The following is a 6,289-nucleotide window of genomic DNA, read 5'->3' as shown; positions in this document are numbered from 1 at the left end:
CGTGACCACCGAAATCAGGTCCGCAGAAACATCGACGCCGTAGAGATCGTGAAGGTGCCCAACAATCTCCCGATTGCTCATTCCCCGGGCATACATCGAGATGATCTTCTCGTCGAAGCCCGGGAACCGCCGCTGATATTTGGCAATGAGCTGCGGGTCGAAGCTGCCCTGCCGATCCCGCGGCACGGCAAGATTGAACTTGCCGCTGTCCGTCGTCACGGTCTTGCGGCCGTAGCCATTACGGCCGTTTCCGGCGCCGTTCTCGCCGGCCAGATGGTGATCCATCTCGGCGTTCAGGGCACGCTCGGCGAATGCCTTCTTCAGGCCGTCGAGCAAACCGCCCGGGTCGAAGGCAGTCTTCGGATCGGCGCCAGACAGAAGCTGGTCGAGAAGCGCGTCAGGAATGCTGGGTTCTTTGCGGCGGGCCATGGGTCTCTCCTTCGGTCCCATTATGCCCGCTCACACACGGAATTCCTGACAGTCCCATTGGGCAGAGCTGGCGCCGGGCCTGGGCCGAGGTCGTTCCGTTCTATGGCTTCCCCGAGGAGGTCCGCAGAATGGTCTATACGACCAACGCTATTGAGGCTTTGAACTCAAAACTGCGCAGGGCTGTCCGGGCTCGAGGCCACTTCCCGACCGACGACGCTGCGATGAAGCTTCTCTTCCTGGTCTTGAATCAATCGGAGAAGGAGTGGAAAATGCCGCCTCGTGAGTGGGCAATGGCCAAAGCGCAGTTCGCCATCCTCTACGGTGAGCGCTTCACACAGGCCATGGCCTGAAATTGTTCAACCGCCCGCCCACACACGGAATTCCTGACAGTCCCGGTGAAGACGACGATCAGCGACAAGGCCACACCCTGTCCGCTCGACCGAGTAAACCGGCAGTTCCAGGCGCCCCGGCCGAACGCCTTGTGGGTCAGCGACTTCACCTATGTCGCCACGTGGCGCGGCTTCGTCTACGTGGCGTTCGTTATCGACACCTTTGCCCGCCGGATTGTCGGCTGGCGCGTGTCGCGGACGGCCCACACTGACTTCGTCCTCGACGCTCTGGAGCAGGCGCTTCACGATCGGCGACCCTACGCGGGCGATGGCCTTGTTTGTCATTCCGACCGTGGATCGCAATACGTCAGCATCCGCTACACCGAGCGCCTAGCCGAGGCCGGCATCGAGCCCTCCGTCGGCAGTGTCGGCGACAGCTACGACAATGCCCTGGCCGAGACGATCAACGGGCTGTTCAAGGCCGAGGTGATCCATCGGCGCGGGCCGTGGCGCAGTCTCGAAGCCGTCGAGTTTGCCACCCTCGAATGGGTCGATTGGTTCAATCATCGCCGGCTGCTCGAGCCGATCGGCAACATTCCACCCGCTGAAGCAGAAGCCGCATACTATGCTGAGCTTGAGGCCATGCCGATCGCCGCGTAGGACTCAAACCAAACGGTCTCCGGAAAACCCGGCGCGGTTCACCGGGATCGAAGGCGATTATGACGGCGAGATCGTCCAACCTGCCGACGCTGCGAACATTCTCAAAGAATTCGGCATTCTCGCGCTGGTGTGCACAAGTCCGTCGCACCGGCCGGACAAGCCTCGCTGGCGAGTCTACGCACCGCTTTCCGAGGCGGTATCGCCAAAAGAGCGCCGCGAGCTTGTGGCACGGCTGAACGCCGCGCTTGGCGGCATCCTCGCACGCGAGAGTTTTGCAGCATCGCAGGCGTTCTATGTCGGCGCGGTGACGGGCGGCTTCCCGTTGCAGGTCTGGCGCATCGACGGCTCACCAATCAACCTGGTTGCAGGCCTCCCCACAATCACCCCAGCCGTGCGCGAAACGCTGTCGAGGAAAGCCTTGGGATCGGACAGAGCGCCGTCGTACGAAATGGCGCATCAAGCGCTCCAAAGCATCAGCCCGTCTGATCTCGACTATGGCCAGTGGCGCGACACCACCGCCGCCTTTCGGCAGTGCGCGACCGGCCACGATGTTGACGAGCCGGCAGTCCGATTGGCGTGGGATCATTGGTGTTCGCAATTTCCAAACAACGATCTGGCCGCGAACGACAAGCTCTGGAGATCGTTCGACCGTGGCACGCAACTCGGCTGGAGTTATCTACGATCCAACGCAAAATCCGACGTGAAAGCTGAACTGATATTTGGCTCTCCGCAAACGCGAGAGTTGGCACCACCAAGCGCGAACCCCCTTGATGAACCGCTGTTTGGAAAGCTAGTCGGATCGGCCGTTTCCACAGAACTGGCGGCATACTTCAAAAACTATGCGTTACCTCTCGGCTACGACCTCTTTAGGAAAAGAATGACAAAAACGGCCCCAATGCCATGGGATCGTCATTGGCACGACAGGGATGCGCAATGGTCCGACGAAGATGAAATATATCTCCAAGCATGGTTCCATCGACATGAACTAAAACCCACAATGGAAGCGGTGCGGAATGCCGCTGTCATTTCGGCCCATCGGAATGAATTTAACCCGATTACGGATTATCTGGAAAGGGTTCGATGGGATGGGACAGAACGACTTGACGCTATGCTGGAAAGATATTTCCTCGCTTCAAATACTGCATTCGCGCGATTGATTAGTCCTAAGTTCCTTATTGGAATGATCGCACGAGCATACCAACCGGGATGCAAGCGCGATGAGGTTTTGATCCTTGAAGGTGCCCAGGGAATCGGAAAGAGCACGGCGTTGAACGTAATCGCTGGAGACGAGTATTTTAGCGACAGCCTGCCCAATATGCATGACAAGGACGCGGCACAGCATCTTCAAGGACTTTGGATAGTCGAGATAGCCGAACTTGCGTCCATGGGCCGTTCAGAAGTGGAAGATATAAAGCGCTTTTTGGGAACCCGGATCGACAAGTACCGACCACCTTACGGCGTCCGGCCGATCGAAAGCCCCCGGACAGCCGTGTTCGCGGCGACGACGAACTCCGACCAGTACCTCAAGGACGATACTGGCAATCGCCGCTTTTGGCCCGTGCGCTGTGCCGGTCCGATCGACATTCACGGACTGGTGCGAGATCGCGACCAACTGTTTGCCGAGGCTGTTCAGCGATACCGCCAGAGCGCGACGTGGCATCTTTCGGGAGCGGAAGAAGCCGTCGCAGCCCAAGAGCAGATAGTGTCCCACCATGTGGTGTAGCTGACGGCGATGGCCGTGCGGTTCCGGCCAAGCCGGATTGATCAGCGTGCCACGGCTGGCAGGCTAACGAACGGATCATCGCTCAGGGGAGCGACGGATTCCAGTGTCATGTACCTGGCCCGCTGAACCGCCCACTCATCATTTTGCTCGAGCAGCAGCGCGCCGACGAGGCGCTGGATGGCCTCATCGTTGGGAAAGATGCCGACGACGTCGGTGCGCCGCTTGATCTCGCCGTTCAGCCGCTCGATCGGATTCGTGCTGTGCAATTTGGCCCGATGCTCCCTAGGGAAGGTCATGTAGGCCAGCACGTCGGGCTCGGCCTCGTCGAGGATGGCAGCGAGCTTCGGCACCTTTGGCCGGATCTGGTCGGCGACGGAGCGCCATTGCTGGCTGGCGGCCTCTGGCGTCTCTTGGGCAAAGGCGGTGGCGATGAAGGCGGAGACGACACGACGGCCGCTCTTGCCAGCATGGGCCAGGACGTTGCGCATGAAGTGCACGCGGCAGCGCTGCCATGTCGCCGTTAGCACCTTGGTGACCGCGGCTTTGATGCCCTCGTGAGCGTCGGACACGACGAGCTTCACGCCGCGAAGGCCGCGTCGGGTCAGCTTTCTCAGGAACTCGGTCCAGATCGGCTCGGCTTCCGAGGTGCCGATCTCCATGCCGAGAACCTCACGCCGGCCATCGGCGTTGACGCCGACGGCGATGATCACGGCAACCGAGACGATGCGGCCGCCGCGGCGGACCTTGAGGTAGGTGGCGTCGATCCAGAGATAGGGCCAGTCGCCTTCGATCGGCCGCTCCAGAAAGGCTTTTACCTTGCCGTCGATCTCTTCACACAGCCTCGACACCTGGCTCTTGGAGATGCCGGTCATGCCCATCGCCTTGACCAGGTCGTCGACCGAGCGCGTCGAGATGCCCTGGACATAGGCCTCTTGAATGACGGCCGTCAGGGCCTTCTCGGCCATGCGCCGCGGCTCCAGAAAGCCGGGAAAGTAGCTGCCCCTGCGCAGCTTTGGGATGCGCAACTCGACTGTGCCGGCTCTCGTCTGCCAGTCCCTGTCGCGGTAGCCATTGCGCTGGGCGAGGCGCTCGGCACTCTTCTCGCCATAGCCGGCGCCAGTCGCGGCACCGACCTCCAGTTCCATCAGCCGCTCGGCGGCAAAGCCGATCATCTCGCGCAGCAGATCGGCATCAGGGGTCTTCTCCAGAAGGCTGCGCAGGCCCATCATGTCATTGGTCATCAGGGGATCTCCGGTTGCAGTTAGGTCTCGCAACCCAAGCCTAACCGGAAACCGCTGGTGACCACCGCGCCGCCAATCTCGTCCTACAGCGCGATGAAAGGCGCGGACGAGATTGGCGACGCTATCGCCGAGCTACACCACCTATGGGGACACGACCCAAGAGCAGTCTGAACGTCGGGAAGTCGATCCGTGGCGCGACCCGATTGAGCGGTATTGCGCGCGGATGGGCGATTATCCGATCCATCTTGAGCGAATTTTTCTGGACGCATTGGCGATCACGTACGATCGGCAAAATTCTGCCCAAAACAAAAGGGCGAAAAGCATTCTCTCCGATCTTGGCTATAAACGGGGGCGGCTCGAAAGGGGCGGTCCGTGGCGATATCTGAAGATCGGTAACTAGTGCACCCACTGCACCCACTTGGCATTTTCTAGTGGGTGCACCGAAACCCCTGCGAAATAAGGGTTGCGCCCACTGCACCCACTGCACCCACTAGATTACCTTTAAAGACAGAACTGGTTGATGGTCCGATTTGAACTCTAGGCGAACCCAGTGCGGAAGTGGGTGCACTGGGTTCGGAACGGTCCAAAACCGATTATGTAAATTAACGGGCAGTCCATAATTACGATCTCCGTATTTCTGGGGAAATTTAGCGTAATCTATAATTAGCGGATGGAGCGTCCGCCCCGAGATTTCAGAAAATTACTGTAATTGGCGGCTTTGACAGCCAATCTGGCTCGCTACTCACCATCCGACTAACCGCCGTGATCGTTGCGATGGTCGTTGCGATGTTCGTTGCGATGGTCGCAGTAACAATTCTCCGTATATATTGCGTTGTAAATCGTAAGTAATGTACAATCAAAAGAATATAATAGGTTAGTATTGACGGAATTCCGCTGTAATGCCATTTTACCGATTGACCAAAACAGCATAAGGCGTTTCCAAATGAACATAACTAGACAGGATACAGATGCCGGTCCGGTATTTTATGCACGGTCCGACGATGAAGGGGCGCCCGCAACCGTGTTTGTTATGCCCGCCAGCGCTACGCTGAAGGTCAGCCGTTCGCAGCACCTTTCACCGCTTTTGTAGGTCGGCTTGATCAATTCGCTGATCGGACCAATGCGGACGACGCAACGCTCAAGCCCAACGCCCGGAACGCTTCCGTCCGAAAAGCGGCGGCTGCGCTTGCTGCCCCTTTCCAGGCCATTGTGGGTGTCGTACGGGCCGAGCTGTCGGCGACGCTCGCTGCTGAAACGTATGCGTCGCAGCCTGTCGATGGTGATCCTCAGTTGTACTCTGAATTCCGGTCGGCCTTCAGAGCCATGTCAAGGGCTGAGCAGGTTCGGTATATCAATGCCGGGAACGTCCAGATGACTTCGGCTCTAATGCAAGCGGGCCGGGAAGCCTTCGCATCTGTACCGGACGAAGTGTGGAACAGCCTTGTGGATCGCCACATGCTGCTGGCCCATGTCCACCGCAGCGGTCTACAGGCATCGCACCAGCTCAAGCCTTCTCTAGCTGATCCTGTCGCTGCTGGCCCCGACATTGATGGTGCTCTCGCGGCTGCTCAGTCCGCTGTGGTGGATCATAAGCGCCGCGTAGAGGCCGTCGCAGTGGCAAGGGATGCGCTCCGAAGCCTCTTCCCCGTAGTTGCCGTTGCTACGGGGCTGTCGGTCGGCGAAGCCTATCGCTTGTTGACCGACGAGACATGACCCCCGTGCGATGTGGCCCCAAGTTGCCGCCTCATGTGCTGCTTCCCACACAAGAAAGCGTGACCAACGTCGAAGTGTCGGCTGCGTTGTCTGGTGCTAGCAAACAAGTGCAGTCGATTTGGCGGCGGCATCACGGCTTCCCCAAGAGCCGACGCGTGGGAAGGGCTTCCTACACCAAAACAGCTGAGCTAGCG

At 59.2% G+C, this 6,289-nt stretch carries 5 protein-coding genes and 2 pseudogenes; 5 read left to right on the top strand and 2 right to left on the bottom strand.

The features are described 5' to 3' along the window. On the bottom strand, positions 1-429 hold a 429-nt coding region (locus SI859A1_RS00810), incomplete at its 3' end, for an IS256 family transposase (protein ID WP_040326110.1). Between the two features lie 56 nt (positions 430-485). Between SI859A1_RS00810 and SI859A1_RS00805 the strand changes: the two are divergent. The 3 genes and pseudogenes from SI859A1_RS00805 to SI859A1_RS20640 all read left to right on the top strand — a co-directional run. Beyond that, positions 486-779 (top strand): annotated as a pseudogene (locus SI859A1_RS00805) (transposase); the annotation flags it as partial. A 45-nt stretch (positions 780-824) separates the two neighbouring features. Further along, a pseudogene (locus SI859A1_RS00800) lies at positions 825-1,418 on the top strand (IS3 family transposase); the annotation flags it as partial. After that, positions 1,384-3,141, top strand: a complete 1,758-nt coding sequence (locus tag SI859A1_RS20640) for a VapE domain-containing protein (RefSeq protein WP_081451298.1) — start codon at positions 1,384-1,386, stop codon at positions 3,139-3,141. The pseudogene SI859A1_RS00800 and the gene SI859A1_RS20640, both read left to right, overlap by 35 nt. Positions 3,142-3,182: 41 nt before the next feature. On the opposite strand, the gene SI859A1_RS00790 is transcribed toward SI859A1_RS20640, so the two are convergent. Further along, the gene (locus SI859A1_RS00790; protein WP_009207891.1) at positions 3,183-4,382 is read right to left on the bottom strand and encodes an IS256 family transposase; all 1,200 of its coding nucleotides are present in this window, start codon (positions 4,380-4,382) and stop codon (positions 3,183-3,185) included. A 112-nt stretch (positions 4,383-4,494) separates the two neighbouring features. Between SI859A1_RS00790 and SI859A1_RS21560 the strand changes: the two genes are divergently transcribed. After that, complete coding sequence (locus tag SI859A1_RS21560; protein WP_154653353.1) at positions 4,495-4,782, top strand: hypothetical protein; 288 nt, start codon at positions 4,495-4,497, stop codon at positions 4,780-4,782. A gap of 971 nt (positions 4,783-5,753) precedes the next feature. Beyond that, a complete protein-coding gene (locus SI859A1_RS00785; RefSeq protein WP_148233689.1) occupies positions 5,754-6,095 on the top strand; it encodes a hypothetical protein in 342 nt (113 codons plus the stop codon). Positions 6,096-6,289: the final 194 nt, after the last annotated feature.

It is taken from the genome of Aurantimonas manganoxydans SI85-9A1, assembly GCF_000153465.1.
Taxonomy (GTDB): Bacteria; Pseudomonadota; Alphaproteobacteria; order Rhizobiales; family Rhizobiaceae; genus Aurantimonas; species Aurantimonas manganoxydans.
This window is presented reverse-complemented; position numbering and strand designations above follow the sequence as displayed.